This window comes from uncultured Oxalicibacterium sp., assembly GCF_913776015.1.
Lineage (GTDB): Bacteria > Pseudomonadota > Gammaproteobacteria > Burkholderiales > Burkholderiaceae_D > Oxalicibacterium.
The window spans coordinates 15,036-34,740 of sequence record NZ_CAJYMD010000041.1; the positions used below are offsets into that span (position 1 = coordinate 15,036).

21 protein-coding genes, 1 tRNA gene and 2 pseudogenes are annotated in these 19,705 nt (G+C 53.7%); 4 read left to right on the forward strand and 20 right to left on the reverse strand.

Translation table 11 applies throughout. The annotated features are described in order from the left end of the window. Nucleotides 1-66: 66 nt before the first annotated feature. Nucleotides 67-1,455: an L-serine ammonia-lyase gene (locus QZ725_RS06620; protein WP_293777622.1), complete on the reverse strand. Its 1,389-nt coding sequence runs from the start codon at nt 1,453-1,455 to the stop codon at nt 67-69. 467 nt (nt 1,456-1,922) lie between these two features. Here QZ725_RS06620 and chrA point away from each other — a divergent pair, with 467 nt between their 5' ends. Then, nucleotides 1,923-3,128, forward strand: a complete 1,206-nt coding sequence (chrA, locus tag QZ725_RS06625; RefSeq protein ID WP_293777624.1) for a chromate efflux transporter — start codon at nt 1,923-1,925, stop codon at nt 3,126-3,128. A 51-nt stretch (nt 3,129-3,179) separates the two neighbouring features. Here chrA and QZ725_RS06630 read toward each other — a convergent pair whose 3' ends face one another. From QZ725_RS06630 to petA, 12 genes and pseudogenes are all read right to left on the reverse strand, one after another. After that, the gene (locus tag QZ725_RS06630) at nt 3,180-5,306 is read right to left on the reverse strand and encodes a TonB-dependent receptor (RefSeq protein WP_293777625.1); all 2,127 of its coding nucleotides are present in this window, start codon (nt 5,304-5,306) and stop codon (nt 3,180-3,182) included. Between the two features lie 111 nt (nt 5,307-5,417). Further along, complete coding sequence (locus QZ725_RS06635; RefSeq protein WP_293777627.1) at nt 5,418-6,707, reverse strand: sorbosone dehydrogenase family protein; 1,290 nt, start codon at nt 6,705-6,707, stop codon at nt 5,418-5,420. Next, nucleotides 6,704-7,138, reverse strand: a complete 435-nt coding sequence (locus QZ725_RS06640) for a DUF2231 domain-containing protein (protein ID WP_293777629.1) — start codon at nt 7,136-7,138, stop codon at nt 6,704-6,706. The genes QZ725_RS06635 and QZ725_RS06640 overlap by 4 nt, the downstream gene beginning before the upstream one ends. 173 nt (nt 7,139-7,311) lie before the next feature. Beyond that, the gene (locus QZ725_RS06645) at nt 7,312-7,674 is read right to left on the reverse strand and encodes a response regulator (RefSeq protein ID WP_293777631.1); all 363 of its coding nucleotides are present in this window, start codon (nt 7,672-7,674) and stop codon (nt 7,312-7,314) included. 369 nt (nt 7,675-8,043) lie between these two features. Continuing rightward, a pseudogene (locus QZ725_RS06650) lies at nt 8,044-8,358 on the reverse strand (IS21 family transposase); the annotation flags it as partial. 66 nt (nt 8,359-8,424) lie between these two features. After that, nucleotides 8,425-8,535: pseudogene (locus QZ725_RS06655) on the reverse strand (Arm DNA-binding domain-containing protein); the annotation flags it as partial. Nucleotides 8,536-8,767: 232 nt separating this feature from the next. Beyond that, nucleotides 8,768-8,843 (reverse strand) — tRNA-Thr (locus QZ725_RS06660). A gap of 22 nt (nt 8,844-8,865) precedes the next feature. Further along, entirely contained in the window at nt 8,866-9,372 is a 507-nt protein-coding gene (locus QZ725_RS06665; RefSeq protein WP_293777632.1) for a ClpXP protease specificity-enhancing factor, read from the reverse strand. Between the two features lie 79 nt (nt 9,373-9,451). After that, a complete protein-coding gene (locus tag QZ725_RS06670) occupies nt 9,452-10,063 on the reverse strand; it encodes a glutathione S-transferase N-terminal domain-containing protein (RefSeq protein WP_293777633.1) in 612 nt (203 codons plus the stop codon). Between the two features lie 84 nt (nt 10,064-10,147). Further along, nucleotides 10,148-10,912, reverse strand: a complete 765-nt coding sequence (locus tag QZ725_RS06675) for a cytochrome c1 (protein ID WP_293777634.1) — start codon at nt 10,910-10,912, stop codon at nt 10,148-10,150. Between the two features lie 22 nt (nt 10,913-10,934). Beyond that, complete coding sequence (locus tag QZ725_RS06680) at nt 10,935-12,341, reverse strand: cytochrome bc complex cytochrome b subunit (RefSeq protein WP_293777908.1); 1,407 nt, start codon at nt 12,339-12,341, stop codon at nt 10,935-10,937. After that, complete coding sequence (petA, locus tag QZ725_RS06685) at nt 12,341-12,949, reverse strand: ubiquinol-cytochrome c reductase iron-sulfur subunit (protein ID WP_293777636.1); 609 nt, start codon at nt 12,947-12,949, stop codon at nt 12,341-12,343. The genes QZ725_RS06680 and petA overlap by 1 nt, the downstream gene beginning before the upstream one ends. Nucleotides 12,950-13,233: 284 nt before the next feature. Between petA and mscL the strand changes: the two genes are divergently transcribed. Beyond that, entirely contained in the window at nt 13,234-13,674 is a 441-nt protein-coding gene (gene mscL / locus QZ725_RS06690) for a large conductance mechanosensitive channel protein MscL (RefSeq protein WP_293777638.1), read from the forward strand. Nucleotides 13,675-13,711: 37 nt separating this feature from the next. On the opposite strand, the gene QZ725_RS06695 is transcribed toward mscL, so the two are convergent. Together QZ725_RS06695 and QZ725_RS06700 are read right to left on the reverse strand one after the other, a co-directional pair. Continuing rightward, nucleotides 13,712-14,416, reverse strand: coding sequence for a response regulator transcription factor (locus tag QZ725_RS06695; RefSeq protein WP_293777640.1), 705 nt, complete (start codon nt 14,414-14,416; stop codon nt 13,712-13,714). A 132-nt stretch (nt 14,417-14,548) separates the two neighbouring features. Beyond that, nucleotides 14,549-15,316 (reverse strand): Nif3-like dinuclear metal center hexameric protein, encoded by a 768-nt coding sequence (locus QZ725_RS06700; RefSeq protein WP_293777642.1) that lies wholly within the window; start codon nt 15,314-15,316, stop codon nt 14,549-14,551. A 14-nt stretch (nt 15,317-15,330) separates the two neighbouring features. On the opposite strand from QZ725_RS06700, the gene QZ725_RS06705 reads away from it, so the two are divergent. Together QZ725_RS06705 and QZ725_RS06710 are read left to right on the forward strand one after the other, a co-directional pair. Next, nucleotides 15,331-16,509 carry a Do family serine endopeptidase gene (locus QZ725_RS06705; RefSeq protein WP_293777643.1) on the forward strand — a complete coding sequence of 393 codons (1,179 nt, stop codon included), beginning with the start codon at nt 15,331-15,333 and terminating at the stop codon, nt 16,507-16,509. A gap of 22 nt (nt 16,510-16,531) precedes the next feature. Continuing rightward, a complete protein-coding gene (locus QZ725_RS06710) occupies nt 16,532-17,197 on the forward strand; it encodes a DUF2461 domain-containing protein (RefSeq protein ID WP_293777645.1) in 666 nt (221 codons plus the stop codon). A 74-nt stretch (nt 17,198-17,271) separates the two neighbouring features. Here QZ725_RS06710 and tatC read toward each other — a convergent pair whose 3' ends face one another. The 5 genes from tatC to QZ725_RS06735 all read right to left on the reverse strand — a co-directional run bounded on the left by tatC (nt 17,272) and on the right by QZ725_RS06735 (nt 19,690). Further along, nucleotides 17,272-18,021: a twin-arginine translocase subunit TatC gene (tatC, locus tag QZ725_RS06715; RefSeq protein ID WP_293777648.1), complete on the reverse strand. Its 750-nt coding sequence runs from the start codon at nt 18,019-18,021 to the stop codon at nt 17,272-17,274. Between the two features lie 69 nt (nt 18,022-18,090). Then, nucleotides 18,091-18,597, reverse strand: a complete 507-nt coding sequence (tatB, locus tag QZ725_RS06720; RefSeq protein WP_293777651.1) for a Sec-independent protein translocase protein TatB — start codon at nt 18,595-18,597, stop codon at nt 18,091-18,093. Nucleotides 18,598-18,652: 55 nt separating this feature from the next. After that, on the reverse strand, nt 18,653-18,880 hold the full coding sequence (tatA, locus tag QZ725_RS06725; protein ID WP_293777653.1) for a Sec-independent protein translocase subunit TatA: 228 nt from the start codon (nt 18,878-18,880) through the stop codon (nt 18,653-18,655). Between the two features lie 50 nt (nt 18,881-18,930). Further along, nucleotides 18,931-19,299: a histidine triad nucleotide-binding protein gene (locus QZ725_RS06730; RefSeq protein WP_293777656.1), complete on the reverse strand. Its 369-nt coding sequence runs from the start codon at nt 19,297-19,299 to the stop codon at nt 18,931-18,933. Nucleotides 19,300-19,351: 52 nt separating this feature from the next. Next, a complete protein-coding gene (locus tag QZ725_RS06735; protein ID WP_293777659.1) occupies nt 19,352-19,690 on the reverse strand; it encodes a phosphoribosyl-ATP diphosphatase in 339 nt (112 codons plus the stop codon). Nucleotides 19,691-19,705 lie beyond the last annotated feature (15 nt).

Here is a 19,705-nt window from a genome sequence, read left to right on the forward strand (position 1 = left end):
TGGCATCAGGGCAATGCGTCCGCGCCCTTCCCACGTTAATCGCCAACCATCATCTTCTGTCGCGCGTCAGCACTCGATGATATTCACCGCCAACCCGCCACGCGAAGTTTCCTTGTACTTGGTCATCATGTCGGCGCCGGTTTCTCGCATGGTCTTGATCACCTGATCCAGACTGACGTAGTGGACGCCATCTCCATGCAAGGCCATGCGGGCCGCGTTGATGGCCTTGATCGATGCCAGCGCGTTGCGTTCAATACAAGGGATTTGTACCAAGCCGCCGATGGGGTCGCAGGTCATGCCGAGGTGATGCTCCATGCCGATCTCTGCGGCATTTTCCACCTGCTCTGGCGTGCCGCCCATCACCGCACACAGGCCGGCTGCAGCCATTGAACACGCGACGCCCACCTCTCCCTGACATCCAACCTCCGCACCTGATATCGACGCATTTTCCTTGTACAGCATACCGATGGCCGCCGCCGTCAGCAGGAAATCGACCACGCCTTTTTCATTCGCCCCATCGACAAAGTTCATGTAGTAGTGCAGCACCGCCGGGACGATGCCGGCAGCACCGTTGGTCGGCGCGGTGACCACACGGCCACCGGCAGCATTTTCCTCATTGACTGCCAATGCATAGACATTCACCCAATCGATCACCGCCAGCGGATCTGCCGCAGCGGACGGCGATTCGCGCAGGCGCTTCGCCAGGGAAGCCGCACGCCGTCGCACCTTGAACTTACCGGGCAACACACCTTCGGTACGGCACCCGCGCGCCACGCACTGCTGCATGACACGCCAGATAGTAAGCAAGCGCCTCACAACTTCTTGCTCGTCACGCCAGTGCAACTCGTTACGCAACATGATCTGCGCAATAGTGCAGGTATTTTCTGCAGCGATCCGCAACAAATCCGCGCCGCTATGGAAAGGTAATGGCAGCACATCCAGGTTTGGCGCGACAGAACGACCGCGTTCATGATCCTGCGCCATTTCTTCGCTAACCACGAAGCCGCCTCCAACCGAATAGTAGACCTTGCTGACGAGAGGCTTTCCCTGCACATCGAAGGCGGTGAAGCGCATGCCATTGGCGTGATACGGCAAGGTCTTCATGCCATCCAGAGAAATATCCTCTGCCTCACAAAAATCGATCCGGTGAGTGCCTCCCAGCATCAGAGCTTGCTCATTCCGGATGCTGGCCAGAAAACGCTCGACCTGCTCTACATCTACTGTATCCGGCTCATGTCCGGACAATCCAAGCAACACCGCCGTATCCGTCGCGTGGCCGCGCCCGGTGGCGCCGAGCGAGCCAAACATCGCACTTTGCACACGCGCAACGTTCTTCAGCAGCCCCTCTTCCGTCAGCACACATGTAAACATGCGCGCCGCACGCATCGGCCCGACGGTATGAGAGCTGGAGGGGCCGATACCGATTTTGAAGATATCAAAAACACTAACTGCCATATTGCCTCCCTCGGTTGCAGCACATCATTCAACAGAACTAGAGAACCACTCTCGCACATTTCAGTTCACGCGTTTGTGAGCGGCATCACTCTACGAGCCAATTCAGCAGAATTCGACAATGAACAAGCGACTTAAGGCAGGACACAGCTTGCTGCGAAGATATGTCTTTGCGATTCCTCTCAATGAGACCTGGTCGCGAAAAGACCAGCCTCGAATAATGCCAAGTAATGCCACGTCAATCTCTTACTCACATTGCAAGCAGCAATCGGTTCTAAACGTGGGTCAATATGGATGCAATTTATTCGGAAAGTGGGGCAGTTTTCGATGCCAATCAACACATCGGGACTTTTTCTTATGGCAATACCTGCGTTGTTCGCTATCATCCCCCGACGACGCTGATGGCATCAGCTTAATTCGATCCACGCTTATACTTCAGACCTTTCTTGTTTCAGGTCAACCGCTTTCCAATGGACACTCAAGCATCCAGCGACAGTAGTTTATGGGAGATTTTTCTTGTTTTTCTGAGGCTAGGCTGCACCTCATTTGGAGGGCCCATCGCCCATTTGGGTTATTTCAGAGCGGAGTTTGTTACCCATCGCCGCTGGCTTACGGAGCAGTCCTATGCTGATGTTGTCGCGCTTGCGCAATTTCTTCCCGGACCAACAAGCAGTCAGGTTGGACTCGCCGTTGGTCTGTCTCGGGGCGGGGTTTTAGGCTGCTTCGCAGCTTGGGTTGGTTTCACGCTCCCATCAGCCCTTGCAATGATGTTGTTCGGATTGAGCATAACCATTTGGGGAAATGCGATTTCTTCAACCGCCCTACATGCCTTAAAAATCGTGGCCGTTGCAGTCGTTGCACAAGCGGTTTGGGGCATGGCGAAAACCCTGTGCATCGGCACCGCCCGGAAGGCAATCATGGCTATCGCCGCTTGCAGCTTGCTTATTTATCCCAATCCGTGGGGACAAGTCTTAGTCATCATTCTGTCTGCCATTGCCGGCATGGTGCTGTTTCGCGCCGACGCACGGAGGTCACATGACAGACTCCAAGTCCCTGTTTCCAAACTGACGGGAGGCGTACTCCTCGGCCTGTTTCTCATGCTATTGATTGCACTGCCAATTGCAGCGCATTCAAGTTCGAATGAATCTTTGGCCGTGTTTAGCTCTTTCTACCAAGCTGGTTCACTTGTCTTTGGTGGTGGCCACGTTATCCTGCCGTTGCTTCAGACTGCCGTAGTACCTACAGGTTGGGTGGAAAACGATATTTTCTTGGCCGGTTATGGCGCTGCACAAGCACTGCCCGGTCCGCTCTTCACTTTTGCGGCGTTCCTAGGCACAGTGATGTCAGTGGTACCGAATGGGATGACCGGTGCGGGCATGTGTCTGTTTGCGGTGTTTGTTCCATCGTTTCTTTTGATTCTGGGCACCCTACCATTCTGGGAGGAAATTCGCCGTAATCGCAAAGCGCAATCCGCATTAGGCGGAGTCAATGCCGGAGTGGTCGGACTTTTGCTGGCCGCACTTTACGACCCAGTCTGGACAAATGCCATCTACACGCCGATAGACTTGGGATGGACATTGCTCGCCTTTTTTTGCTTGCATTCCCTTAAGGCACCACCGTGGCTCGTCGTTCTGATGGCCACTTTAATAGGGCTTGTATCAGGGATGCTGTTCTAGAAGTATCTTTGCTGGAGCGCTACCATTCCGGTGTGCCACAGCATCAGACGCTTAAAATTCTGTTCGCGCTCCTACATAAAAGCGGCGACCAGGTGCGGCTTCAAAGAACCTTTGATTGCCCTCATTCACAATCACTGACCCCGCATAGGCCCGGTCAAAGACATTATCAATCCGTCCAAACAACATCACCTTAGTTGCCTTCATATTGAAAACATAACCAGCTCTTAAGTTAAAGAGTGTATAGCCGCTTGCAGCATCGCTATTTGCATCATTCACATAGACCTTGCTATCGGCACGCATCTCCACGGCCGTTGTCAATGTGTTCCACCAGCGGTACTGGAGCTCGGTATAAAGGCTGTGCTGGGGAGCGCCAGGTAATCTATTTCCAGCATCAGTTATGCCTGCACTGCTGCTAAACGCCTTTCGGAAACGAGCCTCAAGCCACGTATAGGCCACACTAGTCGAAAGTTGGCTACTCCACTCCGAACGCCATGATGCCTCAGCTCCTCGACGTTCGACACCATCGACATTCTGAAAAATGGCGCGACCGAACTGCGATTGCTGCTGCACGATTTCATTCTTGCTACGGGAATGGAATACAGCCAAGTCCAGCAGATGATGACCCTGCCTGATTTTTGCACCAATTTCTGCGTGCGTACTCGTCGATGCGCGCAAGCCGAGATTCGGGCCCGTACCGTTAGCTCGGTAGGCCAGTTCTGCGAGCGTGGGTGTTTCGAATCCCTGCCCCAGGTTGGAATAGATATTCAAGTTATCGCTGGCACTCCAAACCACGCCAATAACCGGACTGGTTTGGGTATAAACCGTCTCCCCGCTATCATCTGGGTTATCCAAAGTGGGATCGGGATTGCGCACAACAAAGTCATCATCAACAGACATCCTGACGCGACTTAAGCGTACGCCAGCAATGGCGCGCCAATTCGGCGCAAAAGTCCAGTCTACTTGCGCAAACACATCCGTATTTTTAGCCTTGTCCTTTTCGTCGCGCCGTAAAGCGCCTGCCACACCATTATTATTGACGAAGCCGCGACGTCGCTCACTCAGGGAATCAATTTCCACCCCAAGAGTCCAGTTCAGCGGTAGTCCGTTGAACTCTGTTTGATGTCTCCAGTCGAGGCCAATACCGCCGTAACCACGATCCAGATCAATAACCCCACCAGCCTGAACCAGTGCACCACCTGGAAAGGCCAAGGTTTGAAACACATTGCGTTTCCCGCCATATACCCGAGCATTCAGTACATCATGACTGCTTAAGCGCTGTTCGACCACCAGCCCCATCTGCTGTTGCGTAACCGTTTTGCGTGTATTGAACGTGATGGCACCTGGTGTAACCTGCCGAGGATTCATCTGAAAATCAGCGCGCGTCAGCCCAAGTGGATCTTGCGAGAGCGGTTGATCAATACTGTTGAACACCGCTGTAATCTTGGTATCCGTAGAGGGCTTCGCGACAATTTTTGCGTTTAGCGTGTTACGTCTGGCTGCGCTGTGATCCCGATAACCATCGGTCGAGAACTGGGTAACATCCAAAGTGCCGCCCAGGGCCGCACTCCCCCCACCAATCGATGCACCAATCACACGTTGGTTATCGGATCCTGCGCCCAATGAGAAAGACGCCTCAGGTTTCAGCGGCGGCTCCTTGGTAAAGACTTGCAATACGCCGCCGGCCGAATTGCCATATAGCTGGGCCATGGGGCCCCGAAGAACTTCGATACGACTGGCAGACGCCAAACTCGCATTCGAAGACTGGCCCTGCCCATCCGGCATCGTTGCCGGAATCCCGTCAACCAAAATGCGTACACCACGAACACCAAAGGTTGAGCGCGTTCCAAATCCTCTAATGGAAACTTGCAAATCCTGAGAATAATTCTGCCGCTCGCGTATCTGGATACCCGGCACCACGCCGAGCACTTCCGACAGATTTACCAGCGGCGATTGCGCTGCAAACCCATTGATTTGCACCACATCAACGGCCGCAGGCACATCAAAACGATTGCTTTCAGAGCGACTGCCACTGACGACAATCTCAGGGAGGGTCTGCGAGGATGGTGAGTCTTGTTCTTGCGCATGCACAATGGATATCGACACACCCAAAACAAATAGCGTAAATACCGGCTTGGCACGAAAAGGCATAACGCGACGTCTGGCGATCTTTTTTTGCATTTAGTGGCAGGCAATGTCGCTAAGTAAGTTGTTGGCTGAATGATTGCGCTGATCTTCTCAGAAAAAAGCCGTACACATTGGTACGGCTTCATATGAGACAGCGTTATCGAGTTATCGGGTTCGAGTCACTCTCCATATCGTATTGGATAAATCATCTGCGATAAGCAGAGCACCACGTGGATCAACCGTGACGCCGACCGGTCGCCCGCGTGTCTTTCCATCCTCACCGCGGAAACCCGTCGCAAAATCGATAGGTTCACCAGAAGGTTTTCCATTACTAAACGGAACGAAAATGACTTTATATCCAACGGGCTGATCGCGATTCCAACTACCGTGTTCGCCGACAAAAGCACCATCAGCAAATTTTTCTCCCATCGCTGGCAGAGAAAAACTCAAGCCGAGAGCGGCAACGTGCGAACCCAAACTGTAATCCGGTTTGATTGCCGCAGCGACTTTCTCCGGATTTTCCGGCTTCACCCGAGGATCAACGTTTTGACCCCAGTAGCTATATGGCCAACCGTAGAAACCACCCTCACGCACCGAGGTCAGATAATCCGGTACCAGATCAGGGCCCAACTCATCACGTTCATTGACGACCGTCCATAATTGTCCGGTTTGTGGTTGGATCGCCATCGCGGTCGGGTTACGCAGCCCTGTCCCGTACGGCTTATAGCTACCGGTATTTGCATCGATCTGCCATACCATCGCCCGATCCACTTCCGCTTCCATTCCGCGTTCGGTGATGTTGCTGTTGGATCCGATACCTACATACAAGAAACGGCCGTCCTTACTGACGGTCATTGCCTTGGTCCAGTGATGATTGATTTCAGAAGGTAAGGCGACGACTTTGACAGGCGGCGCGCTTGCCTTGGTCTCTCCGTCCTTGTAATCGAAGCTGACAAGCTCATCCTGGTTGGCGACGTAAATTTTATTGTTTGCAAAAGCCAAGCCGTAAGGCGCATTGAGGTTGTCGGCGAATACTGTTTGGATCTCGTAAGTTCCATCTCCGTCTGCATCACGCAGTAAGGTCAGACGATTACCACCTTTGACCTTGGTATTACCCTGCGCTTTAATGTAGCCGGCGATCACATCTTTAGGCTTCAGTTTTGCGGCGTTACCACCCCGTCCTTCTGCAACAAGGATATCGCCATTGGGCAATATCAATGTCTGACGTGGAATTCTTAGATCCGTCGCGATCGCGCTGATGCTGTAGCCCTCGGGCACCGTCGGCTTTTGATCACCCCACTCAGCAGGCTGAGCAATTTTCATCGACGGCAGAATGCGCTGCTGGGGCTCTGGCAATTTAGGGTCAGGGCCTCGCGACTGCACACTATCAGCGTTTTCACTGCAGGCACTCATTAAAACGATGCTTGCTGCTGCGAGAGTAAGTCGATATTTCATTTCACACTCCCGACACGTGGAACACTTAAGCCAATCCAAGCGACGATAACGGCCAGAATGGCCACGATCGCAGAGAGAATCAAACTGGACGGCATTGCGGCCCAAGCATCCTTGGCATGCTCAAACGCGTTGAACAATCCAAGTACCCATGTCACTGCAAGCAATAGAACTTGCGCCAACGGGCGGCCGCCTTTTCTGCTCGCCGTGAAAAGCTGTCCAAGTGCACATAACAAAGCCAACCCACAGAACAACAACCCTCCCGCATTCAGCCAGGATGCGAAGTTGATCCATTGAATTTGATAGGTCTTGTAATAGACAATGTCGCCCAACAAGCCACCGAGAAAAAGTGGAACGATCCCCGCTAGCAGAATCGCATGGAGTGGGCCAGGATGGCGGTAGTAAAAGGGAGTCGCAGAAGCGGAGGAATACATTGCCTTATCCTTTATGACATCTTCGTAGATGAATCTACGTTGGCCATTAGTTTATAAGCATGTATTGGCTTATCTCGTCAGAGGAATCGCCGTTATTGCGTCAGACAAAGACTTAAAAAGTACCGGGAGATTTAAATCCTAAATACATGCAAATCCCTTTGCATGTAGTTTCCTCAATGTGCAGTTTCCGGCATTAGCGTCAATTCAATCACTGACAGCAAATCATTATGGTTAAACGGCTTTGTCAGCACTAGGCTAGGGGCGCGCTCTATCTCAGGCGAGTAACCAGACATGAAAATGACAGGCACATTGTTGAGTGTCTCGCTTTGCTTAATTACTTTTTTTAGTGCAAAGCCATTCATCTCAGGCATGTTGATGTCGGTCAGCAGTAAATCATAATGCCGTTCCCCAAGCATGGAGAACGCTGCTTTTGCTGATGTGGCAGAGGCAGTTTCATAGCCAGCCTCGCGAAGTAACTCGCCCAGTGAATGGGCAATATCCACATCATCATCAGCAATAAGAATACGTTTCGTCATCTGATATCCACAAACGATTTAGCGAAAAATAAAAGTGTCGTAAATCAATAGACGCAACACAGGACGTCTCCATCTGCTGATGTCACGCGTCCATCATCCATATCCGCTATTGTGGTAGCAAAGCCACCAACCACGCGAGATGGAGCAACAAGATAGCACTTCAAGAAGGGTTGTTGAGGGATTTTGACGCCAGACGACATCGCAAATTGAAGTCGGATTTCACCTACTTCAATTTGCAACTTTATAAATTTAGGCGAGACAACTTTGTTGATTTGCTCGCAGAATTGACCGCCTCAAATTGATCCACCTTCCACTTGTTGATTTATTCGCCGAGTTGCCCCTCTCCAACTGATCCACTTTCCACTGTCAGGCGAATGCTGCGAAGCGGTCGTAAGCCCCTTCAAATCCTAACGCTCGAAAATCCAAATGCATTTGTCTGAGGCTGCGTCGTTGCTTACGCGAACTCGTCGCTTCAGTCTTTAACCAGGCTGAAAGCTTAAACGCGTATTTGTCGAGGGATGTCGGGGAACGCCGATCAGCGTAGGCTGGCTCAATGGTTTCAGCGCGTAGATAGTGCCGGACGGTATTTCGAGAGATGCCCAGTCACCTGGATATTTTTCTTAGTGACACATGGTCACGAAGGTGCCAGCGTCGAATAATTCCTAGTAATGCCACGTCGACCACTCCAATCTCCTACTAATTTTTTAAGTAGGATTGTGTTCTAAACGTCGGGCAGTTTTCGATGCAAATCAACACAAGGCGCTTCTCTTTGCCGTTAATTCGATATTTCAGCCTCCAATATGTACCGCGGCTTGGAGAGATTTCTAGATACATACCGCCACTGCCAGCTAAACGATATATCTTCTAGCGAGGAGCTGCTTTACGTGCTGCGACATCTGTTAAAGGCATGGGCATCCCCAAATGGGGGCATTTATTTTTGAGGAAAAGCATTATGTACCAAATGCCCCGAATGTGCCCCCGGATGCCCCCGGCTTTGGTTGGATTTCGTTAGAAAAAATTGGAATAAAAAACCCGCAACGCCTTAGCCATTGCGGGTTTTTTGGTCACCCGAGGAACCCCTCGGATGAGTAATTGGTGCCGGCTGCAGGACTCGAACCCGCCACCCCATGATTACAAATCATGTGCTCTACCTGATGAGCTAAGCCGGCAAATGAAGAGCGGTATTCTACGCTATTTCACTCGCGTGAGCGTGGGGCGGCCGCCTTTTTTTGGCGGTTCCGGGTCGTCATTTCCCTCCTCAGCTTCTTTGCGCGGCTCTTGCTGAGAGTTAGGTACTGACGTCAGTACAGGTGCGGCAGGAATATCAGCGGCGGCTGCCGGTAGCGACGTGTCGTCGCCATTTTCCGATTCAACATCGTCATCACGCATCGTTGGCTCGAATGCCATGCCTTGCCCGTTTTCGCGCGCGTAGATGGCTACAACATTGTCAACAGGCACCAAGATGTCGCGGGAAATGCCGCCGAAACGTGCGCTGAAGCGGATGACGTCATTTTCCATCTTCAGTCCGCTGGTGGCGCTGAAGCTGATATTGAGAACGATCTCGCCGTTCTTGACATGCTCCATCGGCACACGCGTGTTGGCATCGACGACGACGGCCATGTAAGGCGTATAGCCGTTGTCGGTACACCATTCGTAAATGGCGCGCAGCAGATAGGGTTTGGTGGAAGTTTCAGACATGATGCGAACGACCTGCCTTATCGGGAAATAGAGCGAGATGCATCAGGCCGCAGTACGCCGCCCGATGCACCGCTAGGTCTTAACGACGCATGACCTTTTCGGAAGGCGTCAATGCTTCGATGTAGGCCGGACGCGAGAAAATACGCTCTGCATACTTCATCAGCGGTGCAGCGGTTTTCGACAGTTCGATACCGTAGTGATCGAGACGCCAGAGCAATGGCGCAATGGCGACATCGAGCATCGAGAATTCGTCGCCCAGCATGTACTTGTTCTTGAGGAACAGCGGTGCCAGCGTGGTCAGACGATCGCGGATTTCATTGCGTGCCTTTTCCTGCACCTTGTCGCCGCTGCGGCCCTTGTCGTTTTCCAGCGTGTGCACGTGGACGAACAATTCTTTTTCAAAGTTGAACAGCATCAGACGTGCACGCGCGCGCATCAGCGGATCAGCCGGCATCAACTGCGGATGCGGGAAACGTTCATCGATGTATTCGTTGATGATGTTGGATTCGTACAGCACCAGATCGCGCTCGACCAGAATCGGTACTTGACCGTAAGGATTCATGGTCGAAATATCTTCGGGCTTGTTGAACAGATCCACGTCACGTACTTCGAAGTCCATGCCTTTTTCGAACAGGACGAGGCGGCAACGCTGAGAAAAAGGGCAGGTTGTACCCGAGTAGAGAACCATCATCTTTTTGCAGTTCCTTAGAAACAAAAAGGTGAGACGAAAACGCCTCACCCGAGAACGAATACCCGCACAAGGCGGGCACAAAAGCTACTTGACGTGCTTCCAGTAGGAAGCATTCAAACGCCAGGTGATCACGATGAAGACACCGAGGAACAACAAGACCCACACGCCCAGACGCTTGCGCGTGTGCTGGGCAGGCTCAGCCATCCATGACATGAATGAGACGAGATCGGCTACAGCCCTGTCGTATTCCGCTGCAGACATCTTGCCAGGCGTGAGCTGCTCGAAGCCAACGAACTTGTGCACAGTCTTGGAGGGATCGTGCGGATCTTTTTCGTCAACGAACTTGGCAGCCCGGATACCTTGCAACTCCCACAACGCGTGCGGCATACCTACGTTGGGAAAGGCCATATTATTCCAGCCTGTTGTCCGAGTGTCATCTTTGTAATAAGTCCGGAGGTAAGTATACAACCAATCGGGCCCAGAACCCGCACTTGAGGCCTTGGCGCGTGCAATTACCGACAAATCGGGGGGCGTAGCACCAAACCAGGCCTTCGCATCCTTGGGCGACATGGCAATGGTCATCATGTCGCCGATCTTGTCGGAAGTGAACAACAGGTTGTTTTTCACCTGTTCCGGGGTCAGCCCCAATTCCTGCAATTTGTTATAGCGCATGGCCGACGCTGCATGGCAATTCAGGCAATAGTTGACGAATAGCTTGGCGCCATTCTGCAATGCGCCCAAATCTCGTGTGTGATCCGGGGCACGATCAAGCGGGAAATCGCTTTCCGCCGCCAGGGCCAACCCGGGTAAAAGTATCAGTGCCGCAGCGATTTTTTTCAGCAATCTCATGATTCCTGTTCCTTTCCGGCGCTCAATGCGGATGGAAAACGACACGGTCGGGCACCTGCTTGAAGGTTCCCATCTTGCTCCACCACGGCATCAGCAAGAAGAAGCCGAAGTAGATGAACGTGCAAACCTGGGAAACCAGCGTCCCTATCGTGGTCGGCGCCTGCACGCCGAGATACCCGAGAATCAGGAAAGCGATACCGAACACGATGTAGATGTACTTGTGCCAGCCCGGACGGTAGCGAATGGATTTGACAGGCGAGTGGTCGAGCCACGGCAGACCGAACAAAATCATCACCGATACGCCCATGAACACCACGCCCCAGAATTTCGGATCGAAGATGAACATGGCGGCGATTACGATCAAACCGATCACCGCGGCAGCGATCTTGAACTTGCGTGCCATCGTCGTCTTGACGATGATCAGCGCAACATAAGCCGCGACACCAATCGCCAGCCAAATCATGAACTCCGACGTCGTCGCCCGCAGGATCGAATAGAACGGCGTGAAGTACCAGACCGGTGCGATGTGAGGCGGCGTCTTCAGCGGATCTGCTGGAATGAAGTTGTTGTATTCAAGGAAGTAGCCGCCCATTTCCGGCGCGAAGAACACCACTGCCGAAAAGACCGCAAGGAAGATCGTGACGACGAACAGATCGTGCACCGAATAGTAGGGATGGAAGGGAATGCCATCCAGCGGCACGCCTTTTTCATCGACCTTTTCCTTGATCTCCACCCCATCCGGATTACTCGAACCGACCTCATGCAGTGCCACGATGTGCGCGACCACCAGCCCGATCAACACCAGCGGAATCGCGATTACGTGAAAGGCAAAGAAACGATTCAGCGTTGCATCCGACACCACGTAATCACCGCGAATCCACAGCGACAGATCAGGACCGATAAACGGGATCGCGCCGAACAGATTGACGATCACCTGTGCGCCCCAGTACGACATCTGTCCCCACGGCAGCAGATAACCAAAAAAGGCCTCCGCCATCAGACACAGGAAGATGCCAACACCGAACAACCATACCAGCTCGCGCGGTTTGCGATACGAGCCATACAGCAAGCCGCGCAGCATGTGCAGATAGACGACGACAAAGAACGCCGATGCTCCCGTCGAATGCATGTACCGCACCAGCCAGCCCCACGGCACATCGCGCATGATGTATTCGACCGAAGCAAAGGCGAGATTGGCATCCGGCTTGTAGTGCATGACTAGGAAAATGCCGGTGACGATCTGAATCACCAGCACCAGCAGCGCCAGCGAACCGAATACATAGAGGAAGTTGAAATTCTTCGGCGCATAGTATTCGGAAAGATGCGCCTTCCATGTCGAGGTCAGCGGAAAGCGCGCATCGATCCAGCCAAGCGCCTTGTCGGCAACGGTGGCATCGGCAGGTAATTGTTTTTCGTGGAATGCCATGATCACGCCTCCCCTTTCTCATCCTTGCCGATCACCAGCTTGGTTTCGCTGAGATACATGTGGCGCGGCACTTCCAGATTATCGGGCGCAGGCTTGTTCTTGTAGACACGACCGGCCAGATCGAAGGTGGAACCATGGCACGGGCACAAAAACCCGCCATGCCAGTCATCCGGCAAAGAAGGCTGCGGCCCCGTGGCAAAACGTGTAACAGGCGAACAGCCGAGATGCGTGCAAATGCCAACGGCGACCAGCAAGTCGGGCTTGATGGAGCGATATTCGTTGCGCGCGTATTCGGGCGTCAACTCATCAGGATTACGTTCAGACTTGGGGTCGGCGACCTGGTTATCGGTCTGCTTGAGCGAATTGACCATCTCTTCGGATCGCTTGAGGATCCAGACCGGCTTGCCGCGCCATTCGACGGTACGCATCTCGCCAGGGGCAAGACCGGTCAGGTCAACCTCCACCGGAGCGCCGGCAGCCTTGGCGCGTTCCGAGGGCTGGAAAGTAGAGACAAACATGCCCGTCGTAGCCAGTCCAGCCACGCCTCCCGCTGCACATGTTGCAACCAGCAAGCCGCGTCGACCGGGGTCAACCTGCTTTTCGTTACTCATATCAACTCCAATTCAGTAGTCAAGATGCGATCGTACGAAGCTTTCAGTGAACCCTGATGCTGCTGCAAAACCAAGCAAATGCCGTATTAAATGTGAATCCGTGATGTCTTGTCAATTTGACGCTGCGATGGCGGTGACTTCTTTAATTCTTTTCGCAACCGATTGGCAAAATAACACTCTCACTGTTTTTTGGGAATTACGAATTGACGATGCACTGCCCTCTCCTTACGATAGGCAGCAATGTACTTTTATAAACAACTTGGAAAAACAGGAAAGGAATTGCCATGGGCATGATGCAGGAATTTAAGGCGTTTGCCGTCAAGGGCAACGTAGTCGATCTGGCAGTGGCTGTCATCATCGGTGGTGCCTTCGGCAAGATTGTCGATTCGATGGTCAAGGACGTCATCATGCCGATCGTTGGCAAGATTTTTGGCGGCCTCGACTTCAGTAGCTATTACATTCCACTTAACGGTCAACCCTATGGCTTGCCTTTGGCTGAAGCCCAGGCGGCCGGCGCTGTTTTCGCTTACGGCAACTTCCTGACGATTTTTCTCAACTTCCTGATTCTGGCCTTCATCATCTTCCAGATGGTTCGCCTGCTGAACAAGGCCAAGCGTGCAGAACCTCCTGCTCCGGAGGCGCCAGCTGTGACGCCGGAAGATATCGTACTGCTACGCGAAATCCGCGACTCGCTGAAAAAACAGGAACAAAAAACGGAACAGTAAATACAAAGGGCAACCAATAGGTTGCCCTTTTTAATTTCTATCGTGACTTCAGGCGATCCATTTGCAACAAACCGCGACGATTGGCCTCATAGACGGCTTCACCACGCGAATGGACAGACAGCTTGTCGTAGATATTTTTGATGTGCGTCTGCACCGTCCCTACAGAAAGCGACAACTGCCGCGCCACTTCGCTATAGCTATCCCCTCGTGCGATCAATTCGAGAATCGTGCTTTCGCGCTTGGTAAGAGAGACCTCTGGTTCGCTTTCACCTTCGATCGTCGCATCACCTTCCGGACGACTGCCGCGCATCTTGGCGAGCAACTTGCGCGCAATCGTCGGACTGATCGGCGAACCACCTTTTAAGAGTTCGCGAATCGATTGCACGATATCGAGACGTCCGGCGTCTTTGAGAATGTAACCTGATGCACCGGCCTCAATGCTGGCAATCACATTATCTTCGTCACTCGAGGTCGTGATGACCATGATATGAGCCGAGGGATTGCGATCCGTGCAAAAACGAATGACATCGATGCCAGAACCATCGGGCAAACCAAGATCAACAACGAGAATATCGACTGTCTGCTGTTCAAGCCAGCTCAATGCTGCCTGACGCGAATCCAGTGATGCTTGCAAACGCAGCGACTTTTCGTTTTCAATGGCCAGAGAGAGAACGCGTCGTGTGACGGCATCATCTTCGACCAACAAAACCTTTACAGGTTTTTCCGTTACCTCGTGCAGCATTCGTCCCCCAGTATGTTTTTCTTGCTGCGGAGTACAGCCGAATCCATCCTTACTACGGCGTAAGTTATACCATAGCCGGCAAAGCTGTAACAGCTTTGTAACATCGCCCGATTCGGATTGGTTAATTCGCGTTCAAACAGGGTTATCGATATCCACAAAATGATGCTCCAGTCCGAACAGGCTGGCCACATGCTCGCCGAGCGCCTTGATGCCGTAACGCTCGGTGGCATGATGACCACAAGCCAGATAGGCCACCCCGCTTTCGCGAGCCAGATGGACGGTTGGCTCTGACACCTCGCCGCTCAGATAAATCGATGCGCCAGCAGTGATGGCATCGCCAAGAAAACCTTGTGCCGCACCCGTGCACCAGCCCACCTTTTCAATCGATTGCTCGGGATCGCCAATGAGTAGAGGCTTGCGTCCCAGCTTGCTTTCCACATGCTGCGCCAGCGCACCAACCGTCGTAATCGTCTCGTCTTCGACCGCTCCCAACCAGCCAAGGTCGTCGTCACCAAAACGACCTTCTGCCGCAAAGCCGAACAGCTTGGCCAATTGCGCATTGTTGCCAAGCTCGGGATGCGAATCGAGCGGCAAGTGATAAGCAAAGAGATTGATGTCGTGACTCAACAAGGCTTTCAAGCGCGCATGTTTTTGTCCGACCACGCGCGCGTCTTCGCCGCGCCAGAAATAGCCATGATGAACCAGAATCGCATCGGCCCCATGCGCAATGGCAGCATCGATCAAGGCCATGCTCGCTGTGACGCCACTGACCAGCTTGCCAATCTCGCGACGCCCCTCAACTTGGAGCCCGTTTGGGCAAAAATCCCGAAAACGAGTAATATCAAGCGTACTTGCCAAATAGGCAGCAAGTGCTGCCCGGTCTATCGTTTTCTGACTCATTGTTTCTACCCTTTATGCAACGTCTCTGGCTGTTATTTGCACAAACCGTCACGGTCGGTTTGGCCATCCTTTTTATTGTAACGACCCTCAAGCCGGAATGGACAGGCACACTGTCCGGTGCGGCACACAAGGTGCGTAGCGGCAGTTCCGTGCCGATGCTCGAAGCACCGGCGGGCGCAACGCCTGCGCAAGGCTCTTACCGCGAAGCGGCAAAGCTCGCCATGCCTTCGGTTGTCAACATTTTCACCAGCAAGAATGCCGCGCCGAGCCAGCATCCCTTCATGGATGACCCGTTCTTCCGCAAGTTCTTTGGCGATCGCCTGGATGAAGAGCAGGACAAGCAAGTCAGTCTCGGCTCCGGCGTGATCGTGAGTTCGGAAGGCTATGTGCTGACCAACAACCACGTCGTCGAATCGGCCGACGAAATCGAAGTTGCGCTGGCCGATGGCCGCAAGGCACAAGGCAAGGTGGTCGGCTCCGACCCGGAAACCGATCTGGCCGTAGTCAAGATCGATCTGAAGGATTTGCCGGCGATTACGCTCGGCCATGTCGAAGAAGCGCGCGTCGGCGATGTGGTACTCGCGATCGGCAATCCGTTTGGCGTCGGCCAGACAGTGACGATGGGCATCATCTCGGCGCTGGGCCGCAACCACCTCGGCATTCTCGATGCCTTCGAAAATTTCATCCAGACCGATGCGGCCATCAATCCCGGCAACTCGGGCGGCGCGCTGATCGATGTCCATGGCAATCTGCTGGGCATCAATACGGCGATCTATTCGCGTAGCGGCGGTTCGCTCGGTATCGGCTTTGCCATCCCCGTCACCACCGTCAAATCCGTGATGGATGCGATCATCAAGGATGGTCAGGTAGTACGCGGCTACATCGGCGTAGAACCGCAGGACATCACGCCCGAACTGGCCGAGAGCTTCGGCCTGAAGAAAACCAATGGTGCCATCATTGCGGGCGTACTCAAGGGCGGTCCGGCAGACAAGGCAGGCATCCGTCCGGGCGACATCCTGATTTCGATCGACGGCACCATGATTGCCGACATGGCCGACATGCTCACGCATATTGCACAACTGAAACCCGGCACCAAGACCAAGGCCGTCATCCTGCGTCGCAACCAGGAAACCTCTGTCGATATCGTGATCGGCCAGCGCCCCCGTGCGCAGTCGCGCAATCTCGGCGAATAAGACGAGGAAACCGACAAACACCATGCACGTTCGCGACCTGACCGGCTTCCTGTCCGAACTTTCGGAAAACAACAACCGCGCGTGGTTCGTGATGAACAAGCCGCGCTACGACATTCTGCGCGCGGAATTTCTGCAACTGGTGATCCGGCTGATTGCAAATATCAGCCGCTTCGATCCGGCCATTGCCGACATCAACCCGAAGAAAGCCCTGTTTCGGATCAATCGCGATCTGCGTTTTGCCAAAGACAAGGCGCCTTACAAGACCACTTTCTCAGCGGCACTGAACGCCAGCGGCCTCAAGAAACCCAGTCAGGGTGGCGGGCCCTCGTACTACTTCCATATCGATGCACAAGGCAAGCTGCTGATCGCTGCGGGTGAATGGATGCCGCCTGCCGATCGCTTGCGCGCGATTCGTCAGCATGTCGTGGATGATCCAAACGGCTTTACCAAGGTACTCAAAAATAAGAAGTTGGCGCAAACCTTCGGTGATTTGCAGGCGGAAGGCAAACTGATACGTCCACCGAAGGGATTCGATGCAGATGGCCCGTATGCGGACTATCTAAAGCTGAAAAGCTTCATCGTGTGGATTGAAATCGACGTGATCAAGGATGGTGAAGCGCTCGAACAAAAGCTGCTGACGACGTTCAAGGATGCGTGGCCGCTGATCGTATGGCTGCGCGAAGCCTAACTGGCGCTGCACAAACCCTACGGCATCGATACAGCATCTCGCCAGAATGGCGCGATGATTCTCCTGGGGGGCTTTTAGAGCGACTCGGTTTCTTCCGCCGGCGCACGCGTCGCCTTCTCGAAGATCGGAGCCAGAATCAAGCCCACCTCATACAGTAAACACAAGGGCACGGCCAAAAGCAACTGGCTCATCACATCCGGCGGCGTGACGATGGCGGCAATCACGAACGCGCCGACAATCACATATGGCCGCACCTGCCGAAGCTTCTGTACCGAGACCAGCCCCATGCGTACCAGCACGATCACGACTACCGGCACCTCGAAGGTCAGGCCAAAGGCGATGAACATCGTCATGACGAAACCGAAATAGCTGTCGATGTCCGGTGCCACCGAAATCGAATGCGGTGCGAAGTTGTTGATGAAGTGAAAGATGACGCCGAACACGAAGTAATAGCAGAAGGCAACGCCCGCCATGAACAGCAACGACGATGAAATCACCAGCGGTGCAATCAGCTTCTTTTCATGCGTGTACAAACCGGGCGCGACGAACGCCCACATCTGATATAAGACCCAAGGCAGCGACAGAATGAAGGCCAGCAGCATCGTGACCTTGACCGGAATCAGGAATGGCGTGATGACGCCCGTCGCGATCATCTTGCTGCCCTGCGGCAGTGCCTGCATCATCGGCCACGCCAGGAAATCATAGATGGTGCCTGCCCACGGCATCAGACACAGAAACACCACGATCACGACGACGGCCGCCTTCATCAAGCGGCTGCGCAACTCGACGAGATGAGAAATGAATGATTCTTCGTTGCCGCTCATGGATGATCTTCATTCACGCACTAGGCGCGCTAAAACGGGAAGAGATGAACGGAGCGCAGGCATCCGCAATCATTGAAAGAAAGAGCGTGCAGCACGATCGCCGCTCGCAGGACGGTACTTGGCAACTCGTGCGGCGCCCGAGATCACATGCGAACGCCGTCCGGTCTGGCGCTTGTACCAGGAAGGCAGCGCCGAAGTGTGTGCCAATTTTTTCTTGCGGAAATTTTTCGATTTCTCGGTCACCTGATCGAAGGTCGGCGGCTCCATCAAGGGATTGCTGTCGGTCGACGGCGCATCGTTCCAGACCGAATGCACTTCCTGCTCGACCTGCGAAAAATTACGCGAGATGGTGTTTTCGACATCGCTGGCGGCCGACTGCACATCCTTGTGCATCTTGCGCAGTTCGTCGAGCTCCATCTCACGGCTGACTTCCGCCTTTACGTCATTGATGTAGCGCTGCGCACGGCCCAGCATCGTACCGGCCATGCGTGCCACTTTCGGCAAGCGTTCCGGGCCGATGAAGACGAGCGCCGCTACACCAATGATGGCCAGTTTGGAAAAGGCGATGTCGATCATGTGCGTATCGTTTCAGGATGCGTCTGCCGTCCGCACGTTGCGGTCGGCATGCGCATCACTGCTTGGACTTTTCGCGGGCTTCGACGTCAACCGTGGTCTTGTCGGCGACCTGTGCGGCTTCCTTGCGGGCCGCGGCTTCTTCTTCCTCGCCCTTCATGCCGTCCTTGAAGCCCTTGACGGCCTTGCCGACATCCGAGCCCATGTTGGCCAGTTTCTTGGTGCCGAACACCAGTGCGACGATCAGCAAAACGATCAGCCAGTGCCAGATGCTAAATGAACCCATTGAATTCTCCTTGAGAGCGCTGCCGTTTATGTGCGATGAGTGAAATGCGATCAGGCCATCGAACGGCCCCAGGGCCGCGGACCACCGAGTACATGCATATGCAGATGGTACACCTCTTGCCCGCCATCCGGACCGATGTTGAACAAGGTCTTGAAACCACCCTTGCCATCGCCTGCCGCGTTGTAACCACAACCGAGTTGTTCGGCGAGCTTAGGCGCCAACAGGGACATCTTGCCGAGCAGAGCCGCATCTTCGTTCGTGCAATCGGCCAGCGTGGCGATGTGTTTTTTCGGCACGATCAGGAAATGCACGGGTGCCGCGGGATTGATATCGTGAAAAGCAAGTACGTCGTCATCTTCGTAGATAAGCTTCGACGGGATTTGTTTTGCAGCAATCTTGCAGAAAATGCAGTTGTCCAAATTGCGCTCCTTTTATTTTGATGCGTTCTACGTCAGGCTTTATGCGACGCCCTTATTTCGGACGTGCGGCCTTTTCGTCGATGCCAGATACGCCTTCACGGCGCGCCAGCTCATCGATGACATCCTGCGGCGTCAGATCGAATTGCGCCAGCAAGACCATCGAATGAAACCAGAGATCCGCACATTCGTACAGCACCTTGGACTTGTCGCCGGAAATGCGTGCGTCCTTGGCGGCCATCACGGTTTCGGTGGCTTCTTCGCCGATCTTTTTCAGGATCGCATCATCGCCTTTGGAAAAGAGACGTGCAACGTAGGATTTCTCGGGATCGCCGCCGGCGGCCGGCTTGCGCGATTCGATGACGTCCGCCACACGGCGCAATATGTCACTCATGACAGGCCTTATCTC

Bases quoted from the DNA above. Each gene is read 5' to 3' on its own strand.
- QZ725_RS06620 (WP_293777622.1), bottom strand. From the start codon at position 1,455: ATGGCAGTTAGTGTTTTTGATATCTTCAAAATCGGTATCGGCCCCTCC.
- chrA (WP_293777624.1), top strand. From the start codon at position 1,923: ATGGACACTCAAGCATCCAGCGACAGTAGTTTATGGGAGATTTTTCTT.
- QZ725_RS06630 (WP_293777625.1), bottom strand. From the start codon at position 5,306: ATGCAAAAAAAGATCGCCAGACGTCGCGTTATGCCTTTTCGTGCCAAG.
- QZ725_RS06635 (WP_293777627.1), bottom strand. From the start codon at position 6,707: ATGAAATATCGACTTACTCTCGCAGCAGCAAGCATCGTTTTAATGAGT.
- QZ725_RS06640 (WP_293777629.1), bottom strand. From the start codon at position 7,138: ATGTATTCCTCCGCTTCTGCGACTCCCTTTTACTACCGCCATCCTGGC.
- QZ725_RS06645 (WP_293777631.1), bottom strand. From the start codon at position 7,674: ATGACGAAACGTATTCTTATTGCTGATGATGATGTGGATATTGCCCAT.
- QZ725_RS06665 (WP_293777632.1), bottom strand. From the start codon at position 9,372: ATGTCTGAAACTTCCACCAAACCCTATCTGCTGCGCGCCATTTACGAA.
- QZ725_RS06670 (WP_293777633.1), bottom strand. From the start codon at position 10,063: ATGATGGTTCTCTACTCGGGTACAACCTGCCCTTTTTCTCAGCGTTGC.
- QZ725_RS06675 (WP_293777634.1), bottom strand. From the start codon at position 10,912: ATGAGATTGCTGAAAAAAATCGCTGCGGCACTGATACTTTTACCCGGG.
- petA (WP_293777636.1), bottom strand. From the start codon at position 12,949: ATGAGTAACGAAAAGCAGGTTGACCCCGGTCGACGCGGCTTGCTGGTT.
- mscL (WP_293777638.1), top strand. From the start codon at position 13,234: ATGGGCATGATGCAGGAATTTAAGGCGTTTGCCGTCAAGGGCAACGTA.
- QZ725_RS06695 (WP_293777640.1), bottom strand. From the start codon at position 14,416: ATGCTGCACGAGGTAACGGAAAAACCTGTAAAGGTTTTGTTGGTCGAA.
- QZ725_RS06700 (WP_293777642.1), bottom strand. From the start codon at position 15,316: ATGAGTCAGAAAACGATAGACCGGGCAGCACTTGCTGCCTATTTGGCA.
- QZ725_RS06705 (WP_293777643.1), top strand. From the start codon at position 15,331: ATGCAACGTCTCTGGCTGTTATTTGCACAAACCGTCACGGTCGGTTTG.
- QZ725_RS06710 (WP_293777645.1), top strand. From the start codon at position 16,532: ATGCACGTTCGCGACCTGACCGGCTTCCTGTCCGAACTTTCGGAAAAC.
- tatC (WP_293777648.1), bottom strand. From the start codon at position 18,021: ATGAGCGGCAACGAAGAATCATTCATTTCTCATCTCGTCGAGTTGCGC.
- tatB (WP_293777651.1), bottom strand. From the start codon at position 18,597: ATGATCGACATCGCCTTTTCCAAACTGGCCATCATTGGTGTAGCGGCG.
- tatA (WP_293777653.1), bottom strand. From the start codon at position 18,880: ATGGGTTCATTTAGCATCTGGCACTGGCTGATCGTTTTGCTGATCGTC.
- QZ725_RS06735 (WP_293777659.1), bottom strand. From the start codon at position 19,690: ATGAGTGACATATTGCGCCGTGTGGCGGACGTCATCGAATCGCGCAAG.